The sequence below is a fragment of the Brevibacterium sp. FAM 27836 genome (assembly GCF_051351055.1).
GTDB lineage: Bacteria > Actinomycetota > Actinomycetes > Actinomycetales > Brevibacteriaceae > Brevibacterium.
Map to the genome: position 1 here is coordinate 236,920 of NZ_CP195711.1, position 23,116 is coordinate 260,035.

The following is a 23,116-nucleotide window of genomic DNA, read 5'->3' on the forward strand; positions in this document are numbered from 1 at the left end:
TCGGACACCGGACCTCGCGTCTCTGGCGGAACCTTCTATTGCCGCCTAGCCTGGAGGCATGACTGAACTCCCGCTCTTCGAAGACAGCGATGTCGACCGGATCCTGTGCGTGGTCGCCCATCCCGACGATATGGAATACGGCGGTTCGGCGGCCGTGGCCAAATGGACCGATGAGGGAAAGGAAGTGTCGTACCTGCTGCTGACGCGCGGTGAGGCCGGTATCCGGAACATGTCTCCGGAGGAGGTGGCCGCTCTGCGAGCCGACGAGCAGCGGCGGGCGTGCAACCTCGTCGGTGTCGATGACCTGGAGATCCTCGATTTTCCCGACGGGCTCCTCGAACCCGATCATGAGCTCCGACGGGCGATTGCGCGCAAGATTCGCCAGTTCCGCCCCAATGCGGTGGTCGTCACGACCTTCGACCTCAAGGTGCGGTGGGGGCTCAACCATGTCGATCACCGCCATGCTGGCATCGCCACCGTCGACGGGATCCGAGACGCCGACAACCCGTGGATCTTCACCGAGCTCAAGGACGAAGGCCTTGAAGCGTGGAAGGCGGACCGTCTGCTCATCAACGGTGCCGAGCCCACCCATGCTGTGGCCCTGACAGCCGCACATGTCGACCGGGGTGTGCGATCGCTCGAAGCCCACGAGGTCTACCTCGAGGCGCTGCCCGACCATCCGGCTCCGAAGGACATGATTCCCGACATCACCGCCTCCGGTGGGGAGCTTGCCGGAGTCGACTACGCACTTCCGGTCACGGTCGTCAATATGTGAGCTTCGGACCCCATACGAGAACCGGGCGGGACGTTGGAGGACGTCCCGCCCGGTTCTGCTGTCACGCTGCTCGCCGAACGACCGATCGCCCGGCGGGGTCACCTGAGGTGACTCAGGCGCCCAGAGCGGCCATCGCTGCGTCGTAGTCGGGTTCGGTGGTGATCTCGTCGACGAGCTGCGTGTGGGTCACGGTGCCCTTCTCGTCGAGGACGACGACGGATCGAGCCAGGAGACCGGCCAGCGGACCGTCGACCATGGTCACACCGAAGTCTTTGCCGAAGGAGCTGCGGAATCCCGAAGCCGCGACGACGTTTTCGATGCCTTCGGCACCGCAGAAGCGGCCCTGGGCGAACGGGAGATCGTTGGACACACAGAGAACGGTGGTGTTCTCCAGCCCTGCCGCGAGTTCGTTGAATTTGCGCACCGAGGCGGCGCAGACTCCCGTGTCGACGCTGGGGAAGATGTTGAGCACGACGCGATTGCCCGCATTGTCCTGCGAGTTCACTTCGCCGAGGTCGCCACCGACGAGGCTGAAGGCCGGTGCCTGCTCGCCCTTGGCCGGCAGATCGCCGACGGTCTTGACCGGAGTTCCCTGAAATGCTGTGTTGGCCATGCTTGTCTCTCTCCTTCTTCAGAGCTGACTGCTGTCTCTCCCACTCTACGTGAGAGGCGCCCATGGTCGTTCCGACGTTCACCGTTAGGCTGCGAGCCACGCGCATCGAAGAGGTTGGCGACTCAAGATGAGCCGGCAGATGCACTGTCGGCTTCGGCCTTCTCGTCGGCGAACTTCGCTTCGACGATGATGAGGACCACGACGACGATCGCGCCGAGGGCGGCGAGCAGAACCGGGCCAAGCACGGGGTCGGCCGGGGCCAGCAGTCCCCCGGCGCCATGTGCTTCGCCGTCGGCACCGATTTCGGCTTCGGCCTGCCAGGGCCACAGGGCACGCAGTGAGCCGAGCATCAGTCCCGCCATGACGAGGAGAGTCCACCATCGGTGGTTGTGGAGGAAGTATTTGAGGATGTTGACGAAGACCGCCAGACCGAGGATCGCGCCGAGCATGAAGATCCCGAGGTATCCGAAGTCGCGGGCGTCGACGGCCCGCAGTGTCGTGGAGTACATGCCGACGGCGAGGAGGAAGAACGATCCCGAGACGCCGGGGACGACAAGAGCGCAGATGGCGATCGACGCGACGAAGAAGACAGCGATGAGCGGAGGATTCTCCACATCGGCTCCGCCGGCCAAGCTGGTCATCCAGAACGCGAGTGCTGCAGCGGCGAGGAACGCGAGGATCCCGAGGAGTATGGGTTGGCGTGGCCCGCGCGCCGGCAGCATCCGCAGGGGCACGGCGATGCTGGCGGCGACGAGGCCGAAGAAGAGTCCTCGGGCCAGCTCGGGGTTGGAGGAGACGAAGGACTCCATGACACCGGCGATGGTGAACACGGCAGTGGCCATACCGAGGAGGACCGGAATGACGAGGAACCAGTCCGTACGTCTCAGCTCGGCCAGGGCTCCGGAGACCCGGTGGGGTCCGGTCACCAGGGTTTTGGCCGCGGAGACGACGTGCGAGGCGGAATCGATGAGCTGGTCGTAGACTCCGGTCACGAGCGCGATCGTGCCTCCGGAGACTCCGGGTACGAGTTCGGCGCTGCCGATGAGGAAACCGCGGGCAAGGTCGAGCGGGATGAGCGCTTTGGGTCGATCGGGCGCGGTCTCGGCGCCGGCAGTCGGAGTATTCGTCATGGCTCCCAGCCTAGAGGATGCAACCTCCGCGCACGGTGAGGGCTCAGTCGCCCGTCTGGCCGTCGATGTCCTCGCGGATGAGGTCTGCGTGTCCGGCGTGGCGGGCATATTCTTCGACGAGGTGGATGAGGATCCAGCGGACGTTGAACTTCGTTCCGTCGTGACCGCTGCGCACGGTGAGCACGTCGAGGTCGTCCACCTCGGCGAGGATCTCACGGGAACGCTCACAAGCGTGTGCGTGCGTTGCCAGCAGTTCCTCGGCCGTCGAACCTGCTGCACTGTCGAAGTCCCAGTCCGGTTCGGACTTCCAGTCGACGCTCGCCCATGGTTCACCGAGTTCTCCGCCTTGGAGGACTTCGAGGAACCAGGACTCTTCGACGAGTGTCAGGTGTCGGACGATGCCGCCGATCGTCAGCGACGAGGATGCGACCGAATGGGTGAGCTGGGCCGGAGTCAACCCTTCAGCCTTGCGCCTCACGACCTGCCGGAAATAGTCGAGGAACTCTTCGAGTCCCTGCCGTTCGGCCGGGGCCTTGTTCGGGTCGGTCAATGGAAGTGTCACGCTGAGCCTCTCTGATCATGCGCAGACAAGTCCCCCGCTTCCCGACGGGCGCATCCGTCGGTCACGAGGTCGGGACATCAGTCTACTGTGCGACGGCCGATGTCGAAGACGTTTCCTTCGGGATCTTTCAGCGTGGTCCATTCGATTCCGTACTCGGAGAAGGATCCGAGTCGTTCCGCCCCCAGTGCCACCGCTCGATCGACATCCGCCGGATAGTGCGGGTCATCGAGGTCGATGTGCACGGGGTTCTTCCCCTCGACGCGTTCGTCGACCTTGAGGAAGAGCATGCCCGGTGTCGGTGATTCGGCATTGTGCACACCGCCGATGCTGGCAACGAATTCGTCGGCCCCGGGGTCGAGGTCCGCGCCGAGGAGCTCGGCCCAGAAGAGCGATTGCGCTTCGACATCGAGGCAGTCGAAGGTGATGCTCAGTGATGACAGCGACGCCATGAGCGTGGTCCTTTCACCGTAGGGTCAGAATGGTTCCGACTCTAGCCCCGACCACGGACACGGATCGCCGGCCTCGTCATCGACGGTTATCCTGCGTCATCTTCGGTTCAGCCGCGCGGCTGGCGTGCCAATTGGCGCGACTGCGCGACGAGGCGCCCGGAGGAGTCCCACAGGTCGCAGTCCTCTTCGAACATGCCACCGGCGATGTTCTTCGTGGAGATGCGGGCGCCGATCCAGCCTGGTGCCGGCAGGGCACGAACATGAGCGGTCAGCTCCATTGTCGGTGCCCAGTTGAATCGGCCGAGGTCGAACATCACCGGAGGGAAGGCATCAAGGAAAGTCAGCAGCGACAGCGGTTCCGGGTCAGTCCCATCGACGAGTCGGATCCAGCCCTGCAGCAGGCCCCTTCCGCTCGGTTTGCCCACGGCGAATCCGGCGGTCGCCGGGTCCAGGCGCATATCGAACCGATCGATGATCGGTGCCGCGTTCTTGAAGTCTTCGCTGGCCTCGGCGACACTGATGCACTCTTCCGGTGGCGGCATCTGCGGCGGCGTGGCGGTGGTGGCGACATCGTCGGGAAGCTCCCCGAGGTTGCCCATTGTGGCCATCGCTGCGATCGTCGGCGCCCCGTTCTGTGAGAGTTCGATGCCGTAGTTTGCCGTTGACCGGCCTTCGCGCAGTGTGCGTGTGGTGATGTCGACGGGGCCTTCTCTGCTTGGGCCGAGGTAGAAGGTGGAGATCACCAAGGGATCCGGGGTTGTCGGACGGAGGTCGCGCAGGGCACGTCCGGCGACGCCGAGCAGGTATCCGCCGTTGACAGCACCAGCGACCTTCCACCCGGCGTCGAGGTCGGCGGTGAAGCTGTGATCGCCGTTCCGTTCGACGGCGGTGGCGCGGGCGAATTCGCTGGAAGTGTCGTGGGTCATAGCGTAAGACTATCAAGCACTGAACGAACGTCCAGCCAGAATCATGGGATGGATGCGGCAACTTTCTTTCCGCCCAGCTCCATCACGGTGCGGCCGATGCGGCGGATGAGAAGGAGTCCGGTGATGAGCGCCAACGTTCGTCCGCCGATGTGAAAGTGCCCCCGACCAGGTGGTCGGGGGCACTTTCTGCTCGACGTTCAGCAGGTGACCATCAGAGCTGGTCTCAGTTGTTCTTCTTGCGACGCATGGTCAGAACGACTGCGGCTCCACCGACGAGGAGGAGACCGGCTCCGGCAGCGAGACCGGTGAGTTCGGCACCGGTGCGAGGCAGATCGGATCCGCCGTCATCGTTTCCGTCGTCATTGCCGTTGTCGTCACCGTCGTTTCCGCCGCCGTTGCCGTCTTCGTCGGCAACGACCTGGAACGAACCGGTCAGAGCGGACTCATCGGCGGTGTCATTGGCTCCGGTGACCTCGAGCTCGTACTTACCGAGGTAGGCCTCGGGGTTCGATGCGCTGGTGCCATAGATCGAGAAGCCGACGACGCCATCCGCGTTGGCGGTCTCGTCGAGGGTGATCCCCTCGACGTTCTCCGGACCGGCCACAACTTCAAGAGTGACCTTTTCGCCCTCTTCGAAGCCTTCAGCGGTGATCTGCACGCCCTTGTCTTCCTTCACGAAGTCCGCAGCGGAGATCTCCTTCGGATCGACAGTCAGCTTGCGCTCAGCGGGAGCCTCTTCGGCTTCAACGGTCACGGTGAACTCGGCTTCCGCGGAGTTCTGTCCGTTCACATTGACGACCGCTGTGTAGTTGTAGTCACCGGCTTCAGCGGGAGCTTCCGTCGTGAACTTGCCGTTGGCATCGGTCTTGACGGTGGTGCTGCCCTGAGCCGGTGCGGCGTGGGCGGAGACCTCAGAAGAACCGGCATTGGCGCCAGCGGGCTTCCACGTCAGCTTCACCTCGGCGTTCGGAGCAGCCTGACCGGTGATCTGTCCGCCTTCGACAACGGTCTGGTCGCCGACCTTAGGAGCTTCGGGCTTTTCGTTGCCGTCGGCGTCGGCGTCGGAATCAGCTTCGTCATCGTTGCCGTCGGCGGCAGCAGAGGAGTCTGCGTCCTTGCCATCCGCCTTTGCATCGCCTTCGGCTGCGGAACCGGCGTCCTTGTCAGCATCGGTGTCGGCCTTCGCGTCGCTGCCCTCGGCAGCCGAATCACCGTTGGCGTCGGAATCCGACTTCGCCTCGGCACCTTCAGCAGCGGAGCCACCGTCCTTGTCAGCACCTGCATTGGCCTTGTCATCGTCATCGCCGCCCTCATCGGGCTTGGTCAGCTGGAAGTCAATTCCAGCCTGATCCAAAGAATATTTCAGGTCGGAGACCCAGCTGTAGGAACCATTTCCGCCTGAGATCACTCCGACTGCAGTATCGCCCTGATAAACGGCACCGCCCGAGTCACCGTGATCAGAGAATGCACCGTTCTCGGGTAGAACCTTCATTCCGTGGACCAAGTGTCCACTGACGTTCGCATAGTCGAGCTCGCCCTCTGCAGGAGCGACGGTTCCGTGAGTGACACCGGTCGTCCTTCCCGACTTGGTAACCGACTCGCCCCTGACTGGGTTTCCAATCTTGCTGACCTCAACAGTGTCGAGCGACAGATCATCCTTTGACGGATCGTTCCATGTGGCCACTTCGGCCTTAGTAGTGAATCCATCGGCGACGTTGATGCTCGCAATATCGATCGCTTCGGCCTCGCTACCGGCGGGAGGCTCCTCCTCGTCCTCGTCTGCCAATAATCCGAACTGAGTCGTACCCCAGTCGCCGGGTGCACCGACACCGGCCAACGCAGACTGCTCGCTTCCAGCTGCCTCAGCGCTCGAGGGCAGTTCCATATCCCACAGAGGCGCTTCGCCAAGGCTGTTTGCAGCCTCATCAAGTTCTTCGGCACAGTGACCAGCGGTAATGACTACTTGTTTGCCACTGCTGTCCCAACCGGCAAATCCGGTCGAGCAAACTGCGCCCGCACCCTCTTCGCCATGGGGGGCCTTAGTGATGTAACCCGCCCCGCCTACAAGGTCTTTCTGGCCCTGGGCTTCATAAGACTCGAACTCAGGCCCGACTTCCACCTCAACGTTGTCATATTTGTTCTCGAGAGCCTCGACAGCGTCCGTCTTCTCGGTCGCCCCGATGTAGAGCGTATTTCCTTCGAAACCAAAACGGCCGATCTCTTCGGGAAGCTTCCCGTCCTCGTCTGCGAGGTACTGATCGAGAGCCTTCTGCATCTGGGCTTCGCTTTGAACCTTGAGCGTCTTCGCTGAATCAGCAACAGCCGGGCTCGCGACGAACGCGCCGCCGAGACCCAACGCTGCAGCCGCCGCCATCGCAAGCGAACTCTGCACGAGTTTCTTCTGCATAAGTAGTTGTCTCACTTTTCTGAGGGAGCAATATTACAAATCGATGACCTAAGTCACGATAAGATTACGGGCAATCCTCAGCAACCACCAAGAAAGTACGTCCGAAACTGTGAACTAAATGAACGAAACTTCAGACGGTGTAGGACCCTTCGGTTCCGTGACGTCCCCTTCGAGTCTGAGTGAATCGACGAAGCCCCCGGTCACACGACCGGGGGCTTCGTGCTGAGTTCTCAGCGGACCGTCATGCGGTCAGCATCACTGCACTCAGTTGTTGTTCTTGCGACGCATGGTCAGAACGACTGCGGCTCCACCGACGAGGAGGAGACCGGCTCCGGCCGCGAGACCGGTGAGTTCAGCACCGGTGCGGGGCAGATCGGATCCGCCGTCACCGTTTCCGTCGTCATTGCCGTCGTCGTTGTTTCCGTCGTCATCGCCGCCGGTTCCACCGCCGGTACCGTCTTCATCGGCAACGACTTCGAAAGTTCCGGTCAGTGCGGACTCATCTTCGGTGTCATTGGCACCGGTGACCTCGACATCGTACTTGCCGAGGTAGGCCTCGGGGTCCGATGCGCTGGTGCCGTAGATCGAGAATGCAGCCGCGCCGTTTTCGTTAGCTGTTTCATCCAGCGTGATGCCTTCGACGTTCTCGGGGCCGGAAGCAACCTTGAGGGTCGCCTTCTCACCTTCGTCAAAGCCCTTGACCGTAATCGTCACACCCTTCTTCTCCTGAACGAAGTCAGAAGCGGTGATCTGCTTGGGGTCGATGCTGATCTCGCGCTCGGCGGGAGCAGGGGTCTCAGACTCATCCTTCTCGACGGTCACGTCGAACTCTGTGGTCTTCGACTCCTGTCCGTCGACGGTCGCAGTCGCAGTGAACTTGTAGTCACCTTCGGCCTTCGGACCCTCGACGGAGAATTCGCCTTCCTTATTCGCCGTAATGGTCTTCGAGCCCTGCTCCTCAGCCTGGGCACCGGTGCCTTCTTCACCTTCTTCACCCGTGGCTTCCCAGGTCACCTTGACCTTGGCACCCGGCTCAGCCTGACCGGTGACCTTCGCCTCGGGCTCGATGGTCTGGTCCTCAGCCTTCGGAGCATCGGGGGCCTCTTCACCCGGCTTCTCGAGCTTGAAGTCCGTGCCGGACTCTTCGAGCGAGTGATCGAGGTCGGCGACCCAGGTGAACGAGGTGTTCGCGTCAAGGTCTCCACCGCCGGAGATGACACCGACCGCGGTGTTGCCCTGGTAGACGCCTCCGCCGGAGTCGCCGGGCTGCGAGAAGGGCTTGTCGATCGGTGCGGTCACACCGAAGCCGTGGACCCAGCGCCCACCGACGTTCTGGTAGTCAAAGTCGTAGGACTCGCGGGGCAGAACCTTGCCCTCGGTCTTGCCTGTGGTCCGGCCCGACTTGCTGATCGCACCTTCCTTGTGCGAGCCCACCTTGGTGATCTCGGTGGTCGATTTGGCCAGGTCGTCCGAATCAGCGGAGGTCCAGTCGGTGATTCCGCCCTTGACGTTGTACTTCGACTCGTCGACGTTGATGACGGCGAAGTCGATGTCGGACTCACTCGGCTCCGGCCACTCCGCTTCGTCGGCACCTTCGAGAAGATCGCCGCCGAAGTTTGCGAAACCCCACTTGCCGATGACGCCGTTGCCGGAGGCCTGGAAGCCTTCGCCGCCGTTGGCAGCGGAGGTCGAGGGCGTCTCGGTCTGGTCGACCGTGGTGTCGCCTTCGAACTCGTTTGAGTCCTCGTTGATGATCTTCGAGCAGTGTCCGGCGGTCAGCACGACGGGCTTGCCGTCGCCGTCCCAACCGGAGAAGCCGGTGGAGCAGGCTCCGCCGCTCTCGCCGGCCTTGACGAGGTAACCGGCGCCACCGACGAGGTCGTTGTCCGCGTAGGGTTTGAGTTCCTTCACGCCCTCGGTGACGTTGATGTTCTTGTACTGCTTTTCGAGATCCTTGATCTCGTCAGTCTTTTTGGCAACGCCGATGTTGAGCTCGCCGTCTTCGGCACCGTAGGCGTTGACGCCTTCGATTCCGGACAGTGCCTTCTGAACGTGCGCTTCGCTCTGCAGGTCAAGCTTCTGCGGGGCACTGTCGGCCATCGCGGGTGTCGCGACGAACGCGCTGCCCAGGCCGAGCGCCGCGGCGGCGCTCAGTGCCAGTGAACTCTGCACGAGTTTCTTCTGCATACTGTTGATTCCCTTGATCGTTGTCGATGCTTCGATTGTCCGGTACCTCAACACGATCCACGGTTACCGATGTTTCGTGCCTCTGGTGTCAGATTTTCAACCGTGTGAAAGGTTACGGTTTGATCACGACGCATAGCAAGAACAATGAGAGTTGTGAGTGAACACAACGTACAGAAGTCGCCAGATGCCCGGCTCCAGCGGTTCTTGCAGACGGCTCCGAATCGAGGCCGTTATGATCAGGGGCATGTCGAACCACACCTCACTACGCACACCGGCCACACCTCGTCTGGCGTCCAGACTGGCGCTTGGCATCGCCACACTGGCGCTGGCCCTGCCGCTGGCCGCCTGCGACTCGGGAACCGACCCTCAGGATCCGAGCTCCCCGACGCCGAGCGAATCGACCGAGACTTCGTCTCCGAGTGATGACGCGGCTGCACCCGACCCGGTCGGCAAATGGACCTCCCCGGAAAAGGGCGATCCGTTCCTCGAGTTCTCCGATGACGGCTCGCTCAAAGGCTCCGACGGCTGCAATGCGATCGTCACGACGTGGGAGGTCAAGGACGATGAGATCGCCATCGACCCCTTCATGACCACGCAGAAGGCCTGTGCCGGTGTCGACCCCTGGCTGAGCAAGGCATCCGCGGCCACGATCGAGGGCACCGTGATGAAGGTCCAGGACAGCAACGGCAAGGTCATCGGCGGTCTGGAGAAGGAAGAGAAATGACACAGGAAGTCATCGGCCGCTGGGTTGCCGAGAAGAACGACAGGGCGTTCCTCGAATTCCAAGAGGACGGAACGCTGCGCGGCAGCGATGGCGCCAATGCCCTCGCTACCTCATGGACGCTCGAGTCTGAGGGCATCACGATCAAGCCCTCGCTGACGACGCTGAAAGCCGCTCCCGGAATGATCACGTGGGTCCCCAAAGCCCGCTGGGTCTCCCCCGACGGAGATCGGCTGCGGCTCTTCGACGCAGCCGACAACCACCTCGGCGATCTTCACCGGCAACCGACGGGAACCACCTACACCCTCGGCGGTCGATGAGTGGCCGGTGGTCTCATCGCACTGCTCGACGACGTCGCCGCGCTCGTCAAGCTCTCTGCCGCCAGTCTCGATGATGTCGCCGCCGGCGCCTCACGAGCAGGCGCGAAAGCAGCCGGCGTCGTCATCGATGATGCCGCCGTAACTCCGAAATTCGTCGAAGGCGTGAGCCCGAAACGCGAACTGCCGATCATCGAACGCATCGCGTTGGGCTCACTGGTCAACAAGATCGTCATCATTCTGCCGATCATCCTGCTGCTCAGTCAGTTCCTGCCGTGGCTTCTCACCCCGCTCCTCATGGTCGGGGGCACATACCTGTGTTTCGAAGGCGCAGAAAAGGTCTTCGAGAAGCTCGGATGGATCGCCCACCATGAGAAGGAAGCGGCCGGTGCGGACACGCCAGCCGATGGCGCAGCCGCCGAGAAGAAGATCGTCCGCTCGGCCATCACCACCGATTTCGTGCTCAGCTGCGAAATCATGGTCATCGCCCTCAATGAGGTGGCCGTCGAGTCCCTGACGAGCCGAGCCGTCATCCTGATCATCGTCGCTTTGGCGATCACGCTGGGGGTCTACGGTGTCGTCGCGCTCATCGTGAAGATGGATGACATCGGACTGCACCTGGCGAAGAAAGATTCGCCCGGTCCGCAGAGGTTCGGTCGCTTCCTCGTCAGTGCCATGCCGAAGCTGCTGACGCTGCTCTCCGTCGTCGGCACCTTCGCCATGCTCTGGGTCGGCGGGCACATCATCCTCGTCGGCACCGACGAGCTCGGTTTCCATGCCCTCTACGGATTCGTCCACCACCTCGAGGTGCCGGCCGCGGCGGTTCCCGCGATCGGCGGGATCCTCGGTTGGGTGGTCAACACTGTCTTCTCCCTCATCTTGGGAGCAATCTGGGGCGGGATCGTCGTCGCGGTGATCGTCGGCGCCAAGGCACTCTTCACCGCGAACAAGAAGAACAACGGTGAGGACCACCCCGAAGGCGAAGAGCACGCCGCTCCCAGAGCCTGAACGCAGCATGGAAAGCCGCTTGGCCCGGCGAAGACACCCCGGGCCAGGTGGAATCCGCCGCTGGCGTGGAGGAGCAGTCTCAGGCGAAGGTCTTCTTCGGCATTCCGGCCACGATCATCGGGGCACCGGTCACCGGGTCATCGATGACGGTGCACCTGATTCCGAAGACCTCATCGACGAGCTCAGCGGTGATGATCTGCTCCGGCGATCCCTGAGCGACGATCGCGCCGTCCTTCATCGCGATGATCTCATCGGCATAACGGCACGCCTGATTGAGGTCGTGGAGCACGGCGACCAGCGTGTGCCCGTATTCGTTGTTCAGCTGCGAGAACAGGTCGAGCAATTCGATCTGGAAGGCGACGTCGAGGAAGGTCGTCGGTTCGTCGAGCAGCAGCAGGGAGGTCTCCTGAGCCAAGACCATCGCTACCCACACACGCTGACGCTGACCGCCTGAGAGCTCGTCGACCAACCGCGAGGACAGAATCTCCGTGTTCGTCGCTCGCAGAGCAGACAGCACAGCCTCCTCATCAGCATCGGTCCACTGGCGCAGGAATGACTGATGCGGATGACGGCCCCGGGAGACGAGCTCAGCGACGGTGATCCCCTCCGGGGCGATGGACGACTGCGGAAGCAGACCCAACCGCTGGGCGATCTTCTTCGTCTTCATCTGCGCAATATTGTGCCCGTCGAGCAGCACCGACCCCTTGGCCGGCGGCAGCAGCCTGGCCAGGGCCCTGAGCAGAGTCGACTTTCCGCAGGCATTGGGTCCGACGATGATGGAGAACTTCCCGTCGGGAATGCTCACATCGAGGTCGGTCACGATCTGCCGGTGGTCGTAGGCCAGATCGAGATTCTGGGCGACCAGCGGCGACTGATCGCCGGGGAGATGAGGAGCGCTCATGATGCCTTCCGAGCTTCTTGGATGAGGAGCCAGATGAGATAGATGCCGCCGATGCTCACGGTGATCACACCGACAGGCAGCTGGATGTCACCGAATGCGTGCTGGGCGATGAGGTCAGCGCCCACGAGCAGCAGAGCACCGACGGCCGCAGAAGTGAGCAGGCTGGTGCCCTGCGCCCGGGCGATCCGTCGTCCGATCTGCGGGGCGGCCAATGCGACGAAGGCGATCGGGCCGGCCGCAGCGGTGACCACAGCGACGAGTGCGACCGCGATGACGATGAGGACGGCACGCACCGGTTCGTTGCGCACGCCCAGCGCCTTCGCAGTGTCATCGCCGAGTTCCAGCGTGCCCAGGTCTCGGGCGAAGAGAGCACAGGCCAAGCCGAGGACGATCGTGGCAACGGCGGCCGGGACGATCGTCGGCCAGCCCATGCCGTTGAGCGTACCCGCGCCCCACGTGGCGGCGGCCATTGCGAGGTCGAGGTCGGCGCGGAGGATCAGCCAGGTGTTGAAGGCGTTGAGCATTGCGGTCAGAGCGATGCCGACGATGATGAGGCGGAACCCCTGCACACCGCCCTTCCACGTGAGCAGGTAGACGATCGCAGCGGTGAGGAGCCCGCCGAGGATCGCCCCGGCGGCCGTGGACACGAAGCTCGAGCCGAAGACGATGATAGTGACGATACCGCCGGTGTAGGCACCGGTGGAGAAGCCGATGATGTCCGGGGAACCCAGCGGATTGCGCGTCAGCGACTGGAAGACCGCACCGGAGACGCCGAGCCCGGCGCCGAGAACGATGCCGGCGATGATCCGCGGAGCCCGCCACTCCCCGACCACGGTGTTGACGATGCGCTTCTCCGCCACGCCGAACAGACCTTGGAACACCTCGGCCGGGGTGAGGGAGAACTTGCCGAGCATGAGACCGGCAAAACCGCAGGCCAGTGCGAGCAGAGTGAGGATGCCTGCAGTGATGACAACCCGCATGTCGATGCGGAATCCGAAGATCCGCAGCATCGGGCGGCCGAAGTCGATCTTCTCTCCAGGCAGAGTGCTCGGGCGTGGTGCGAGTGTGCGGTCGTGCACCGCTGAGTCGGTGGACTTCACAGGCCGCTCGCCTTCTTCCGACGTACGAGTGCGATGAGTACGGGTGCGCCGACGAACGCGGTGACGACCCCGACCTGGAGTTCTCCGGGCTTCATCACGACTCGGCCGATGACGTCGGAGGCCAGCAGCAGAATCGGTGAGAGCACCAGGGAGTAGCCGAGGATCCACCGTTGGTCGGGCCCGACGATCCACCGGGCGATGTGCGGGATCATCAGTCCGATGAATCCGATCGGCCCGGCGGCCGCAGTGGCCGCGCCGGCGAGCAGGGTGACGGCGAGGATCGAGAGAATTCTCGTCCGGTTGACCGAGGTGCCGAGGCTGGCGGCGAGGTCATCGCCGAGTGCTACCGCGTTGAGCGAATGGGACAGGCCCACAGCGAGCACGGTGCCGATGATCATGAACGGCAGGATCGCGGTGACGGTGTCGAAATCGCGTCCGGCGACGGCTCCGACATCCCAGGAGCGGAATGAGTCGAAGGCGCGTTCGTTGGTGAGCAGGATGCCTTTGGTCAGTCCGGTCAGCACGGCGGCCACGGCGACTCCGGCCAGGGTGAGTCGAATCGGGTCGACGGTGCGGCTGCGCCCCGCGGAGCCGATGATGTAGACGCCGACGGTGGTGATGAGCGCACCGGCGAAGGCGAACCAGATGTATCCGGTGATCGTTTCGGCGCCGAAGAAGGCGACTCCGATGGTGATCGCGAACGAGGCTCCGGCATTGACTCCGAGGATGCCCGGGTCGGCCAGCGGGTTGCGGGTCAGGGCCTGAATGAGTCCGCCCGCCAATCCGAGCCCCATGCCGACGAGGATGCCGAGCACCGTCCGCGGCAGACGGAGTTCAAGGACGACGAGCTGATCATCGCTGCCCGTCGGGTTGAAGAAGGCTGCGAGCACCTCGGAGACTGGCATGTCGCGAGCTCCGACGGCCAGGGAGGCCATCACCACGGCGATGAGCGCGATGACGGCCGCCACCAGCCCCACAACCCGCTTGACCCACAGATTCCGACCGGTCGAACGACCTGTGTCGGAGTGCGGTTCCGCCGCAGCGGTGGTGGCAGAACCGGTCATCGGGGTGGTCCTTCGCAGTTAAGCTGATCATCAGTGGACTAAGGGCAGGCTAACCACACTGTAACCCACTGATCCACCTCAGCCAAGCGAAATCGGTCTCACCGAACTGTGATCTTGCCGATCCTCTCAGACACCTGGCGCTGGATCCGGGAGAGCATTCCGCTCATGCCGCGCAGCCGCAGCGGGCTGACGATATCGGACAGCGACAGTCGCAGCGGCAGATCCGACGGAACCGAGAGGATCACTTCGGCGGTGGACCCGTCGAGCCCCTCGTGGAGGATCCCGGCGAATCCGCGAGTCGTCGGCGATTCCGGCGGGGCGGAGAAGTGCAGCCGCACTTCGGCCTGCTCCCCCGCCTCGGGGGATTCGACCTCGGTGACGAGGAAGATCGGAGACTGGCACTCGGGCACGGGCTCAAGCAGTTCGGGATGATCCGTGTACTTCTCCGGCAGATCCGGCAGATCCGTGGCGAACTCGAGCAGCACCTGCAGACGATCGTCGGCCGGTGTCTCAGCGAAATCGGTGACGATCTCGGCCAGCCCCTCGGGCAGGTCGGCGGTCTCGGGGGTGGTGGTCTCGGCCATCAGCGTCCGGAGACCTCCCCGGGCTCGGAGCCGGTGACGATCGGCACGCCCACGACATTGCCCCATTCGGTCCAGGAGCCGTCGTAGTTGCGGACCTTGTCGTAGCCGAGCAGGTGTGTGAGGACGAACCAGGTGTGACTGGAGCGTTCGCCGATGCGGCAGTAGGCGATGACCTCTTCGCTTTCGCCCAGTCCGGCCTGCTCCGTGTAGAGCTCGCGCAGCTCGGCCGCCGACTTGAACGTGCCGTCCTCGTTGGCTGCCTTGCCCCAGGGCATCGACTTCGCGCCGGGGATGTGACCGCCGCGCAGTGCGCCTTCCTCCGGGTAGGCGGGCATGTGGGTGCGTTCTCCGGAGAATTCTTCAGGGCTGCGCACATCGATGAGCGGCAGGTCGCCGAGGCTGTCTCGAACCTCGGGCAGGAAGGCGCGAATGGCCGAATCGTCGCGCTCGACGACCGGGTACTCGGTGGGTGCGGGCTGCGGCTTCTCCGTCGTCATCTCACGGCCTTCGGCCTGCCATTTGGCACGACCGCCGTCCATGAGGCGGACGTCTTCGTGACCGAAGAGAGTGAAGACCCACAGCGCGTAGGCGGCCCACCAGTTGGATTTGTCGCCATAGACGATGATCGTGTCATCGCGGGAGATGCCCTTACGCGACATGAGCGCGGCGAAGCCTTCCCCATCGACATAGTCGCGGGTCACGGAATCGTTGAGCTCGGTGTGCCAATCGACCTTGACCGCTCCTGGGATGTGGCCGGTCTCGTAGAGCAGTACGTCCTCGTCGCTTTCGACGATGACGAGTCCGGGATCGCCAGCATGTTCAGCGACCCAATCGGTGCTGACCAGTCGGGTTCCGTCCGCGTATTCGGCGAACTTCGGTGTGGGATCGGCCGGGATCGAAGTGCTCACGCATTCCTCCTGAAATGTAGTCACGGTGACGTGCTCGTTGGGGCAACGTCGTGCTCAGCCAGCATATTCCCTCTTCAGGGTCGGCCGAGAAATGTCACGAGCGCCGAGACGAAGGCCTGCGGCTTCTCTGAGTGCACCCAGTGCCCGGCCCCTTTGACGGTGAGCAGCGTGGTGCGGGGGAACAGCGCCCGCATCTGGGGCAGATCCTCGCGGCTGACATAGTCGGATCTCTCACCGGCCACCCACAGGACCGGGCGGTCGAATTCTGCGTCACCGAGGTCGGGGAAGTCGCCGATGACATCAAGGCTGGCATGCAGCAGTGCGAGGTTGGGCTGCCAGGCGAGGCCCGCCGAGGTGGGGCGCAGGTTCTGCAGCAGGAATCCCCGGATCGCCGCCTCGGGGATCGGCTCTCGCAGTGCGGCGTCGGCGTCCTTGCGCGATCCGACCTGATCCAGGTCGAGGGCGGCGAGGCTGGAGAGCAGGTGGTCGAAGACGCCGGTCGATCCGCCTGCGTTGGGTCCGATGTCGACGATGACGAGTCTGTTGATCAGCTGCGGGTGGCGCAGGGCGAGCACCATGGCGACCTTCCCGCCCAGGGAGTGTCCGACCAGATGCACGGGCCTGCGATCGTCGTCGATCGCCTCGACGATATGGCCGGCCACAGCATCGGCGATATCGATGTAGTCGAAGGTCTCGGTCCAGTCGGAGTCGCCGTGGTTGGGCAGGTCGACGAGCAGGCTCGAATACTCGGGTTCGAGTGCCTTGGCGATCTGGGTGAAGTTCTTGCCGCGACCGAAGAGCCCGTGGAGGAAGACGATGCGCGGGCCCGAGTCACCGATGAGTCTGCTGCTGATGGAAGTCACCCCTCCAGACTATCCGGTGAGGGGATGCGGTCGAGCTCGCCTCACCGGATTCGGTCCCATCGGCCTCGGAACGGGGCGCGGGTAGGGTGAGGGCATGCACTTCTCCGAATATGACACTCGCCTTGCCGGTTATGCGATCATCGTCAACGATGACGACGAAATCCTCCTCAGCTGGTTCAACGGAGGGCGGGATCACTCCCACGCGATCTGGACGCTGCCCGGCGGCGGGATCGAGTTCTCCGAGAGCATCGAAGAGGGCACGATCCGGGAGATCAAAGAGGAGACCGGCTACGATGCGGAGCTCGTCCGTCCCCTGACCACGCATTCGTTCACGGAATCGCGCCGCAATCCCGCATTCGGAGCTTCGACGGCTCGGCCGTTCAAAGGGGTGCGTGTCGTCTTCGAGGCGCGGATCACCGGAGGGACTCTGGGCACGCTCGAGGTCGACGGGACTACGGATCGGGCAGAATGGCTGGCGATCGAGTCTCTCACCGACATCCGCCATGCCCGCATCATCAACGTCGGTCTGGAGGCGCTGCGCGGCGACCGGCGAGACTGAGAACGCGACCGGCCCCGAGGCACAGAGTCCTCGGGGCCGGTTTCTTCGCCTCGGCCGACGGTCGGCTCAGCCGGCGGCCCGTTCGCCTCAGTTCAGCGTGTCGGCGATGAGATCGGGCATCTCATCAGCGGCGAAGGAGGCCGAGAGCACGGAATTCAGTGAGAAGGCCTGGCGCACATCGTCGAGGTCGTCGGTGAGCACCAGATCGTGGCCGTCTTCGACCGCAGGCACGCGTTTGAACGCGGGATCGTCCGTGACCTCGGCGTCCTTGATGTAGATGGGGAAGACGACGAGCAGGTCGGCGTCGAGCTGGTCGAGCTTCTCCTCGGAGATGCTCACGCTGAAGCCTTCGGGTTTGAGCGCCGCGATCTTCTCCGAGGGCTCGAAGCCGAGGTTCTTCATGAACTCCACACGTTCCGAACCCTCGACGTAGGCACCCCAGCCTTCCGAGGTCTTCGATCCCACTGTCACGGACTTGCCGGCGAACTCCGGGTGATCCTTGCGCACGGATGCGAACTTCTCATCGAGGTCCTCGAGGAGCTTCTTGCCGTCGTCTTCCTTGCCGAGGGCCTCGGCGACGAGATCAACCTGCTGGTCCATCGTCGTCAGGTAGTTGTCTCCGCCTTCCGGCGCACCGACGGTCGGGGCGATCTCGGAGAGACGGTCGTAGCGCTTCTGCTCGCCGGAGCTCTTCGTGTCGAGGATGAGGTCGGGTTCGAGGGCGGCGATCGCCTCGTAGTCGGGTTCCATCGTGGCGATGATCTCGGGAGCCTCATCGTAGAGATCCTCTGCCCAAGGTCCGACGCCCTGACCGCCGAATTCGACCCAGTCGGAGGCACCGACGGGCTGCACCCCGAGGGCGAGGGCCGTCTCGGCGTCGCCCCAGCCCAGAGCGACGACGCGCTGCGGGTCGGAGGGGACTTCGACGGAACCGAACTTCGTCTCGACGCTGGGCCCGGAGGCCTCCTCGGCAGCACCTCCCCCGCCGCAGCCGGCAAGGACGAGAACAGAGGCGAACAGTGGGGCGAGAATACGGCGCATGGATTCCTTCTCAAGTAGTTAGGCGAGCCTAGCTTAACTCATTTTTCGGAATCCGTGATCTTCAACCCGGCGACGTCCATCTCGTCGAGGGCGACGATGCCGGAGGCACGGCCGGTGAGGATGCGGTGGATGAGCCACAGGAGCAGGAACGCCGGCAGCCCGGCATAGGCGCTGGCGACCTGGAGCAGCTGCCCGTTGACGATGGCCTGCACGTTCTGGCCGATGATGACGACGATGAGCATGATGAGCGCGATGACCGGGCCGATCGGGAACAGCGGCGCCCGGTACGGCAGATCGTCGATGCTGTGGCCTTGGCGCACGTAGGCACGGCGGAAGCGGAAGTGACACCAGGCGATGCCGACCCAGACGATGAACCCGGACAGGCCGGAGACATTCATCAGCCACGTATAGGCACCGCCGTCGCCCATGATCTCGGTGAGGAATCCGAACAGGCCGATGACCGCGGTGGCCAGCAGTGCCATGACGGGGACTCCGCGCGCGTTGAGTCGGGCGAACATCCTCGGCGCGGTTCCCTCTTTCGCCATGGCGTAGAGCATGCGGGTCGAAGCGTAGAGACCGGAGTTGCCGGCAGACAGGATCGCGGTGAGGATGACGGCATTCATCACACCCGCGGCGACAGCGATTCCGGCGCGCTCGAAGACGAGCGTGAAAGGTGAGGCCGTGATGTCCTCGTTGTTCGCCGAGGCCAGGAGCGAAGGGTCGGTGTAGGGCAGGAGGAAGCCGATGATGATGATCGCGCCGATGTAGAAGAGCATGATGCGCCAGAACACGGTCCGGATGGCCCGGGGCATGTCTCGGCGCGGGTTCTCGGATTCCCCGGCGGTCACGCCGACGAGCTCTGTGCCCTGGAAGGAGAAGCCGGCGATCATGAACACGCTGACGACCGACATCCACCCGCCGACGAACGGGGCCTGCCCCGTCGTCCAATTCTCCACCCCCGGCGAGGAACCGCCGATGATGCCGATGATCATGAGTACGCCGAGGACGAGGAACGCGAGCACTGCGGTGACCTTGATCGCGGCGAACCAGAATTCGCCTTCGCCGAAGGCCTTCGCGGACAGGAAGTTGAGACCGCCGAGGAGGATGAGGAAGCTGGCCGCCCAGATCCACGATGGCACGCCGGGGTACCAGAAGGACATGATGACTCCGGCGGCCACGAGTTCGGCAGCGAGGGTGATCGCCCAGTTGAACCAGTAGTTCCAGCCCATCGCGAAGCCGAAGGAGCGGCTGACGTACTTCGCGCCGTAGGTATGGAAGGAACCTGCCACCGGAAGGTGCGTCGACATCTCCCCCAGCGACTGCATGACGAAGAGGACCATGACACCGATGGCCGCATACGCCAGCAGGGCACCGCCGGGTCCGGCTTGGGAGATGGTGCCGCCGGATCCGAGGAAGAGTCCGGTGCCGATGGCTCCGCCGATGGCGATCATCTGCAGGTGACGCGACTTCAGCCCCCGTTTGAGTTCGCGGTTCTCCCTCGCCGAGGCGGCTGCTGTTTTCATCGTGTCCCTTGACTGTCGTGCGACCGGCGTCCCGTTCGGGCCCCGGCCATTTTTACCACATTCAGTTGTCGGAGCTGCGCACCTTGTCCGTTCCAGCCGGGTGCTTGAGCAGGTCGATGATCGGTGCCAGTGCGGCCTTGATGCTCACCAGTCGGAAGAGGACTTCTCGCGGACCGGTCAGGATCTTGGGCAGGTGGAACATGAGGCCGGCCAGTTGTCGAGAGGTGGACTGTGCCTGTTCGACTCGGGGCCGCTGGACGGCCTCGTAGCGGGCCAATGCGGCGGGCAGCTGCGATGGCGGGATGCCTTCGAGGGATGCTGCGAGCATCTGCGCCGACTCCATCGACATCCCGGCGCCGATTCCGGCCGTGGGGAGGAATCCCGCTGCCGCATCTCCGAGGAGGACCGTCCTTCCTGTGGTCCACTGGGCACTGCGGAAATCTCGGAGCGACCAGAAGTACGGGTCATCTGCCTCGGCGACTGCGGTCAGCGCCGCGTCGATCCGGGGGCTGACAGTGGTCAGCCGCCTGCGCACCTCGGAGACGAAGCGTTCGGCGCCGAGAGGTTCTCGAGAATCGGGAGCGCCGAGGAAGATGCCGATTCTGTCCTTGACCGGGTAGGCACCGAAGAAGAATCCGTCGCCCCAGAGTTCGTCGACCCGATCGGTTTCCGCATCTGCCGGAGCCCAGGCGACCCATCCGCCCCACGCCGTGTCGACCGAGCTCTCGGATGAGCCTCCCGGAACGAGACGTCTGCTGTGGGAGTTCAGACCGTCGGCGATGATGACGAGGTCGAATTCCGCGCTGTGCACACGATTTTCCCCTCCGTGGACTCCGGTGCGCACCTCCACCCGGTTCGGACGTGATTTCCGGCCGGTCGCGGAGCCGAGGTCGGTGGCGCAGTCGGAGCCGGGGGCGGCGAGGGAGTCCAGCGATGAGTCGAAGGCCACGGGACAGGTCTCGGCCGAGAGGACCGTGATGAGTTCCCGTCTGGCTATTCCTCGGTATTCCCCATAGCGAGCCAGCAGGCTCCCCAGACGATCTTCGCGCAGCGTTTCGCCGGTGTGGGCGTGGAACGCGTACCGGTCGATGGCCACGCTGGCCTCGCGATAGTGCTCACGGACACCGAGTTCGGCGAAGATCGGGTCGACCATCGGCATGAGAGCGAGCATGTACCCGGCATGGTCGTCATCGGTCATCGCCTCTGAGTTTCGGGACCGCTCGATGAGCACGGGATGCCGGCCTTGCCTCCGCAGCAGCTGGGCGACCGTGATTCCCGCGATTCCGGCACCCACGACGAGGATGCGCAGATCATCGCTCGTCGTGGCCTCATACTGCTCATCGAAGGGCGCCTCCGTGATCATGACGTCTCCTCGTGTCGCAATCTCCTGCAGTCGGTTCCCGACTCCGCGGCAACCTCTGAATTGCGCGGTCGATATACGCGCTCTGGACCAGCTGGTCCAATCACGCTAGCATTGCATGGACCACCCGGTCCAGAGAGTGTGAGGAAGAGATCGTGTCAGCTTCTGCCTTCGCACGTATGCCGAGCGCCAAGCGGCAGGCGCTGATCTTCGCCGCCGCCGAGGAATTCGCCTCCCGTCCCTTCGAACAGGCCTCTCTCAACGGCATCATCTCCGGAGCACGAATGAGCAAGAGCTCCTTCTACCACGTCATCGACTCCAAAGAATCACTGTTGTCACTGGTCGTCGATGAGCTTCGGGAGCAGGCGAGGAAGGAGTGGACTCCCCCGGACCCGAGCGGTTTCGCCTCTGATTTCTGGGCGACTGCGGCAGACATCTTCGACGATGCCCTGCATGTCTGGCCGCAGAGTCGGGCCCTCGAACTGCTGTGGCGGATCGTGCATGCCAATCGGGCCGATCCCGGTGTGAGCAGTCTTGACCACGACTACAGGACGTGGATCTCGTCGGTGTTGGAGGTCGGACGGGAGACAGGCGCCGTCGATGCGGACTGCCCGGCAGACCTCCAGGCCCTGGCGGCTGCGACCCTGTTGACGGCCCTCGACGAATGGGCGCTGCGGCAGGTCGACGGCGACAGGCTGACCGGCGGCGACCTCGAGGCTGCCGCCGGTCAGCAGTTCCGTCTGCTCAAACGTCTGCTTCAGGCGTGAGGCGCCGGCCCGGTGCCTCGTCGGGCAAATCGGCAGCTGTCGGAAGCCCTCTGGCCAACTGCGGCCCGAGGTCGGAGATATTCCGGGCGCCCATCAGCCCCATGGCAGTCAGCATTTCGGTCCGGATCAGGTCGATGGCCCGCTCCACCCCGCGCTGTCCGCCGGCCATCAGTCCGTAGAGATACGCCCGGCCGATGAGTACGAAATCCGCTCCGGCGCACAACGCGGCCACGACGTCAGTACCGGACATGATTCCGGAGTCGAGGATGAGCTCCATCTCCTCTCCGACCGCCGCACGCACCTCTGCCAGCGCGGTCAGGGAGTCGGGAGCGCGATCGAGCTGGCGCCCTCCGTGGTTGGACACGACCAGACCGTCGGCACCGATGGACCGGGCCCTGCTGGCATCCTCGGCGGTGAGGACGCCCTTGACGAAGAGTCGGCCCTTCCACTGCTCGCGGATCCACCTGAGATCATCGAGATCAAGCGTCGGATCGAACATCGTCCGCGTCAACTCGGCCAAGGACTGCGAAGAGCTCGACAAGGAGGCATACTTCGGCGGTTCGGTCGTGAGGAAGTTGAACCACCAACCGGGCCGGTAGGAGGCGTCCAGAATCGTCTTGAAGGTCAGCTTCGGCGGAATCGAGAGTCCGTTGCGGTTATCGCGCAGACGCAGTCCCGTGATCGGAGTGTCGACGGTCACGAGCAGGGTCTCATATCCGCTGGCCTGGGCGCGCTGAAGCAGGTCGAGGCTGCGTTCGCGGTCCTTCCACAGATAGAGCTGGAACCACCGCGTCGATCCGGGTGCCGCCTGCGCGACCTCCTCGATCGACCGCGTGCCCATTGTTGAGAGGGAGAAGGGAATGTCGGCCTTCGCCGCGGCGCGAACTCCCCCGATCTCCCCCTCGGAATGCATCATCCGCGTGTAGCCGGTCGGGGCGATGCCGAATGGCAGCGCAGTGTCCTGACCGGCGATCGTCGTCGATGTGTTCGGAACGTCGACTCCATGCAGAATCCGCGGGAGGAGTTCGACGTCGGCGAAGACCTGGCGATTCTTGCGCAGCGTGTGCTCGTCGAGCGCACCTCCGTCGACGTAGTCGAAGGGCGCCGTCGGCGTCACCCGTTTCGCGATGCGGCGAAGGTCCCAGATATCGGCGGCGGATTCGAGTCTGGCCGCGACGCGATCGAACCGGGGCGGCTCGAACTGCAGCAGCGGGGCAAGCTCTCTGATGTCGGGGAATCGACGCTTCATCTCTCTCCTAGCTCACGATCGCGGAACCGCCAGTCTAGGCACGGAGTCTCGGCTCCGGCCGGGCCGACCGCGATGCGAACCGCGCCGCCCGGTTCCACGCGC

General features: G+C 63.9%; 23 protein-coding genes. 6 read left to right on the top strand and 17 right to left on the bottom strand.

What is annotated here, in order from left to right:
* The first annotated feature begins 58 nt into the window (after positions 1 to 58).
* A complete protein-coding gene (locus ACSE4D_RS01110; protein ID WP_436326478.1) occupies positions 59 to 775 on the top strand; it encodes a PIG-L deacetylase family protein in 717 nt (238 codons plus the stop codon).
* Between the two features lie 112 nt (positions 776 to 887).
* On the opposite strand, the gene tpx is transcribed toward ACSE4D_RS01110, so the two are convergent.
* From tpx to ACSE4D_RS01145, 7 genes are all read right to left on the bottom strand, one after another.
* Positions 888 to 1,388 (bottom strand): thiol peroxidase, encoded by a 501-nt coding sequence (gene tpx / locus ACSE4D_RS01115; protein ID WP_436326479.1) that lies wholly within the window; start codon positions 1,386 to 1,388, stop codon positions 888 to 890.
* A gap of 122 nt (positions 1,389 to 1,510) precedes the next feature.
* A complete protein-coding gene (locus ACSE4D_RS01120; RefSeq protein ID WP_436326480.1) occupies positions 1,511 to 2,518 on the bottom strand; it encodes a DUF368 domain-containing protein in 1,008 nt (335 codons plus the stop codon).
* 43 nt (positions 2,519 to 2,561) lie between these two features.
* On the bottom strand, positions 2,562 to 3,080 hold the full coding sequence (locus ACSE4D_RS01125) for a DinB family protein (RefSeq protein ID WP_436326481.1): 519 nt from the start codon (positions 3,078 to 3,080) through the stop codon (positions 2,562 to 2,564).
* A 77-nt stretch (positions 3,081 to 3,157) separates the two neighbouring features.
* A complete protein-coding gene (locus tag ACSE4D_RS01130) occupies positions 3,158 to 3,529 on the bottom strand; it encodes a VOC family protein (RefSeq protein WP_135538327.1) in 372 nt (123 codons plus the stop codon).
* Between the two features lie 107 nt (positions 3,530 to 3,636).
* Entirely contained in the window at positions 3,637 to 4,455 is an 819-nt protein-coding gene (locus ACSE4D_RS01135; RefSeq protein WP_436326482.1) for a thioesterase family protein, read from the bottom strand.
* Between the two features lie 223 nt (positions 4,456 to 4,678).
* Positions 4,679 to 6,862 carry a trypsin-like serine protease gene (locus ACSE4D_RS01140; RefSeq protein ID WP_436326483.1) on the bottom strand — a complete coding sequence of 728 codons (2,184 nt, stop codon included), beginning with the start codon at positions 6,860 to 6,862 and terminating at the stop codon, positions 4,679 to 4,681.
* Between the two features lie 264 nt (positions 6,863 to 7,126).
* Positions 7,127 to 9,049, bottom strand: a complete 1,923-nt coding sequence (locus tag ACSE4D_RS01145; protein WP_436326484.1) for a S1 family peptidase — start codon at positions 9,047 to 9,049, stop codon at positions 7,127 to 7,129.
* Positions 9,050 to 9,293: 244 nt separating this feature from the next.
* Between ACSE4D_RS01145 and ACSE4D_RS01150 the strand changes: the two genes are divergently transcribed.
* The 3 genes from ACSE4D_RS01150 to ACSE4D_RS01160 are packed head-to-tail and all read left to right on the top strand — an operon-like array spanning position 9,294 to position 11,095.
* Positions 9,294 to 9,773 carry an META domain-containing protein gene (locus ACSE4D_RS01150; RefSeq protein ID WP_436326485.1) on the top strand — a complete coding sequence of 160 codons (480 nt, stop codon included), beginning with the start codon at positions 9,294 to 9,296 and terminating at the stop codon, positions 9,771 to 9,773.
* A complete protein-coding gene (locus ACSE4D_RS01155) occupies positions 9,770 to 10,090 on the top strand; it encodes an META domain-containing protein (protein ID WP_436326486.1) in 321 nt (106 codons plus the stop codon). The genes ACSE4D_RS01150 and ACSE4D_RS01155 overlap by 4 nt, the downstream gene beginning before the upstream one ends.
* Positions 10,091 to 11,095: a DUF808 domain-containing protein gene (locus ACSE4D_RS01160; protein WP_436326487.1), complete on the top strand. Its 1,005-nt coding sequence runs from the start codon at positions 10,091 to 10,093 to the stop codon at positions 11,093 to 11,095.
* A 79-nt stretch (positions 11,096 to 11,174) separates the two neighbouring features.
* Here the strand turns inward: ACSE4D_RS01160 and ACSE4D_RS01165 are convergent, their stop codons facing one another.
* From ACSE4D_RS01165 to ACSE4D_RS01190, 6 genes are all read right to left on the bottom strand, one after another.
* On the bottom strand, positions 11,175 to 11,996 hold the full coding sequence (locus tag ACSE4D_RS01165) for an ABC transporter ATP-binding protein (RefSeq protein ID WP_425119447.1): 822 nt from the start codon (positions 11,994 to 11,996) through the stop codon (positions 11,175 to 11,177).
* Entirely contained in the window at positions 11,993 to 13,006 is a 1,014-nt protein-coding gene (locus tag ACSE4D_RS01170; protein WP_436327149.1) for a FecCD family ABC transporter permease, read from the bottom strand. Before ACSE4D_RS01170 ends, ACSE4D_RS01165 begins: the two co-directional genes overlap by 4 nt.
* 86 nt (positions 13,007 to 13,092) lie before the next feature.
* On the bottom strand, positions 13,093 to 14,160 hold the full coding sequence (locus ACSE4D_RS01175; RefSeq protein ID WP_425119448.1) for an iron chelate uptake ABC transporter family permease subunit: 1,068 nt from the start codon (positions 14,158 to 14,160) through the stop codon (positions 13,093 to 13,095).
* Between the two features lie 98 nt (positions 14,161 to 14,258).
* Complete coding sequence (locus tag ACSE4D_RS01180) at positions 14,259 to 14,744, bottom strand: SufE family protein (protein WP_135538309.1); 486 nt, start codon at positions 14,742 to 14,744, stop codon at positions 14,259 to 14,261.
* Positions 14,744 to 15,652 (bottom strand): sulfurtransferase, encoded by a 909-nt coding sequence (locus ACSE4D_RS01185; protein WP_436326488.1) that lies wholly within the window; start codon positions 15,650 to 15,652, stop codon positions 14,744 to 14,746. The genes ACSE4D_RS01180 and ACSE4D_RS01185 overlap by 1 nt, the downstream gene beginning before the upstream one ends.
* Positions 15,653 to 15,726: 74 nt before the next feature.
* Positions 15,727 to 16,515 carry an alpha/beta fold hydrolase gene (locus ACSE4D_RS01190; protein ID WP_436326489.1) on the bottom strand — a complete coding sequence of 263 codons (789 nt, stop codon included), beginning with the start codon at positions 16,513 to 16,515 and terminating at the stop codon, positions 15,727 to 15,729.
* Between the two features lie 94 nt (positions 16,516 to 16,609).
* Between ACSE4D_RS01190 and ACSE4D_RS01195 the strand changes: the two genes are divergently transcribed.
* Positions 16,610 to 17,074, top strand: coding sequence for an NUDIX hydrolase (locus tag ACSE4D_RS01195; RefSeq protein ID WP_135538304.1), 465 nt, complete (start codon positions 16,610 to 16,612; stop codon positions 17,072 to 17,074).
* A gap of 87 nt (positions 17,075 to 17,161) precedes the next feature.
* Here the strand turns inward: ACSE4D_RS01195 and ACSE4D_RS01200 are convergent, their stop codons facing one another.
* From ACSE4D_RS01200 to ACSE4D_RS01210, 3 genes are all read right to left on the bottom strand, one after another.
* Positions 17,162 to 18,115: an iron-siderophore ABC transporter substrate-binding protein gene (locus ACSE4D_RS01200; RefSeq protein WP_436326490.1), complete on the bottom strand. Its 954-nt coding sequence runs from the start codon at positions 18,113 to 18,115 to the stop codon at positions 17,162 to 17,164.
* Positions 18,116 to 18,153: 38 nt separating this feature from the next.
* Positions 18,154 to 19,638 carry an amino acid permease gene (locus ACSE4D_RS01205; protein WP_436326491.1) on the bottom strand — a complete coding sequence of 495 codons (1,485 nt, stop codon included), beginning with the start codon at positions 19,636 to 19,638 and terminating at the stop codon, positions 18,154 to 18,156.
* Positions 19,639 to 19,699: 61 nt separating this feature from the next.
* Entirely contained in the window at positions 19,700 to 21,001 is a 1,302-nt protein-coding gene (locus ACSE4D_RS01210) for an FAD-dependent oxidoreductase (protein WP_436326492.1), read from the bottom strand.
* 152 nt (positions 21,002 to 21,153) lie between these two features.
* On the opposite strand from ACSE4D_RS01210, the gene ACSE4D_RS01215 reads away from it, so the two are divergent.
* On the top strand, positions 21,154 to 21,765 hold the full coding sequence (locus tag ACSE4D_RS01215) for a TetR/AcrR family transcriptional regulator (protein ID WP_436326493.1): 612 nt from the start codon (positions 21,154 to 21,156) through the stop codon (positions 21,763 to 21,765).
* On the opposite strand, the gene ACSE4D_RS01220 is transcribed toward ACSE4D_RS01215, so the two are convergent.
* Positions 21,743 to 23,014, bottom strand: a complete 1,272-nt coding sequence (locus tag ACSE4D_RS01220) for an alpha-hydroxy acid oxidase (protein WP_436326494.1) — start codon at positions 23,012 to 23,014, stop codon at positions 21,743 to 21,745. The two genes, ACSE4D_RS01215 and ACSE4D_RS01220, sit on opposite strands and share 23 nt — an antisense overlap.
* Positions 23,015 to 23,116: the final 102 nt, after the last annotated feature.

Coding starts and splice junctions, on each gene's coding strand:
- ACSE4D_RS01140 (WP_436326483.1), bottom strand. CDS start 6,862: ATGCAGAAGAAACTCGTGCAGAGTTCGCTTGCGATGGCGGCGGCTGCA.
- ACSE4D_RS01135 (WP_436326482.1), bottom strand. CDS start 4,455: ATGACCCACGACACTTCCAGCGAATTCGCCCGCGCCACCGCCGTCGAA.
- ACSE4D_RS01155 (WP_436326486.1), top strand. CDS start 9,770: ATGACACAGGAAGTCATCGGCCGCTGGGTTGCCGAGAAGAACGACAGG.
- ACSE4D_RS01130 (WP_135538327.1), bottom strand. CDS start 3,529: ATGGCGTCGCTGTCATCACTGAGCATCACCTTCGACTGCCTCGATGTC.
- ACSE4D_RS01210 (WP_436326492.1), bottom strand. CDS start 21,001: ATGATCACGGAGGCGCCCTTCGATGAGCAGTATGAGGCCACGACGAGC.
- ACSE4D_RS01165 (WP_425119447.1), bottom strand. CDS start 11,996: ATGAGCGCTCCTCATCTCCCCGGCGATCAGTCGCCGCTGGTCGCCCAG.
- ACSE4D_RS01220 (WP_436326494.1), bottom strand. CDS start 23,014: ATGAAGCGTCGATTCCCCGACATCAGAGAGCTTGCCCCGCTGCTGCAG.
- ACSE4D_RS01150 (WP_436326485.1), top strand. CDS start 9,294: ATGTCGAACCACACCTCACTACGCACACCGGCCACACCTCGTCTGGCG.
- ACSE4D_RS01120 (WP_436326480.1), bottom strand. CDS start 2,518: ATGACGAATACTCCGACTGCCGGCGCCGAGACCGCGCCCGATCGACCC.
- ACSE4D_RS01110 (WP_436326478.1), top strand. CDS start 59: ATGACTGAACTCCCGCTCTTCGAAGACAGCGATGTCGACCGGATCCTG.
- ACSE4D_RS01205 (WP_436326491.1), bottom strand. CDS start 19,638: ATGAAAACAGCAGCCGCCTCGGCGAGGGAGAACCGCGAACTCAAACGG.
- ACSE4D_RS01175 (WP_425119448.1), bottom strand. CDS start 14,160: ATGACCGGTTCTGCCACCACCGCTGCGGCGGAACCGCACTCCGACACA.
- ACSE4D_RS01145 (WP_436326484.1), bottom strand. CDS start 9,049: ATGCAGAAGAAACTCGTGCAGAGTTCACTGGCACTGAGCGCCGCCGCG.
- ACSE4D_RS01195 (WP_135538304.1), top strand. CDS start 16,610: ATGCACTTCTCCGAATATGACACTCGCCTTGCCGGTTATGCGATCATC.
- ACSE4D_RS01200 (WP_436326490.1), bottom strand. CDS start 18,115: ATGCGCCGTATTCTCGCCCCACTGTTCGCCTCTGTTCTCGTCCTTGCC.
- ACSE4D_RS01170 (WP_436327149.1), bottom strand. CDS start 13,006: ATGCTGCGGATCTTCGGATTCCGCATCGACATGCGGGTTGTCATCACT.
- ACSE4D_RS01180 (WP_135538309.1), bottom strand. CDS start 14,744: ATGGCCGAGACCACCACCCCCGAGACCGCCGACCTGCCCGAGGGGCTG.
- tpx (WP_436326479.1), bottom strand. CDS start 1,388: ATGGCCAACACAGCATTTCAGGGAACTCCGGTCAAGACCGTCGGCGAT.